Source organism: Rickettsia endosymbiont of Culicoides newsteadi, assembly GCF_002259525.1.
In the GTDB taxonomy this organism is placed as follows: domain Bacteria; phylum Pseudomonadota; class Alphaproteobacteria; order Rickettsiales; family Rickettsiaceae; genus Tisiphia.
On record NZ_MWZE01000173.1, the window covers coordinates 1 to 898 of the forward strand.

Here is an 898-nt window from a genome sequence, read left to right on the forward strand (position 1 = left end):
CTCTTAAGAAAAATAAACCTTCCATAAATTGCAATTTCGACTTTCCTCTAAATTATAACCTTATCCCGAATTGACGTCTATACCAAGACACAGTACATGTTCACAAAGATGGAACAGAGCAATTATCGTTTGCTGCCAGATCAGATGCTCTAATAAAAGTAATGCAAACAATATTGGAACGTTTAGGATTTGCGGAAGAAAATATTAATGAATTTAATTCTAAGATAGGAGAAATTATCGATGAAGTAAAAGAAATGTTTTTACTAGAGCTGGATATATTAATTAGTAATATGATAGAGACAGGCGAGATTTATGTTCAAGCTGATACGCTTGATCTAACAAATCTCCCTAAATTTTTGTACTATCGTGAAACAACGGATGAATTGAGAAATAATCAACAATTAACTGATTTGTATGAAAAACATCCTGATCTCAAGATACCAGGAACTATCTTGCATAATTTACTTAAAAGTGGCTCACCTATTTACCCTAATATTGCGGTACTATTAAACCAACATCTTGATGAAAATACTTTTAAACATAACCCTCTAATACAAGAAGGGTTAAACAAGTTTTCTACTCCAGTACTAACTAAGAACTTGTCTTCTGCATTAGAAGACAATAACATAGAAGATATAGTCTTATGGTTATCCGTCATTAATTTAACGGTGGCAGTAAAGTTAGAACCTGATTTATTAGCAAAATTATCCCAGATACAAAATGATAAAGTAGTAGAAATATTACTAGTAAATCAACCATTGAAGTTGCTTATAGATAATGAGGGTAATAATTTATTGCGGGAGTGTTCGTCAAACTGTGTCAAGTTGAAAAAATAATCTTTTAAATATATAAAATAAAGATTATTGATGTTGTAAATAGCGAAGAATGTGGATAAGTT

The 898-nt window shown here is 30.6% G+C and carries 1 protein-coding gene; it reads left to right on the forward strand.

Going from position 1 to position 898, the window contains the following annotated elements; translation table 11 throughout:
* The first annotated feature begins 161 nt into the window (after nt 1-161).
* Nucleotides 162-836 (forward strand): hypothetical protein, encoded by a 675-nt coding sequence (locus tag RiCNE_RS07110; protein ID WP_094649845.1) that lies wholly within the window; start codon nt 162-164, stop codon nt 834-836.
* The last annotated feature ends 62 nt before the right edge of the window (nt 837-898 follow it).

What these genes read in the sequence shown, in the direction of transcription:
- RiCNE_RS07110 (WP_094649845.1), top strand. Translation starts at nt 162, where the DNA reads ATGCAAACAATATTGGAACGTTTAGGATTTGCGGAAGAAAATATTAAT.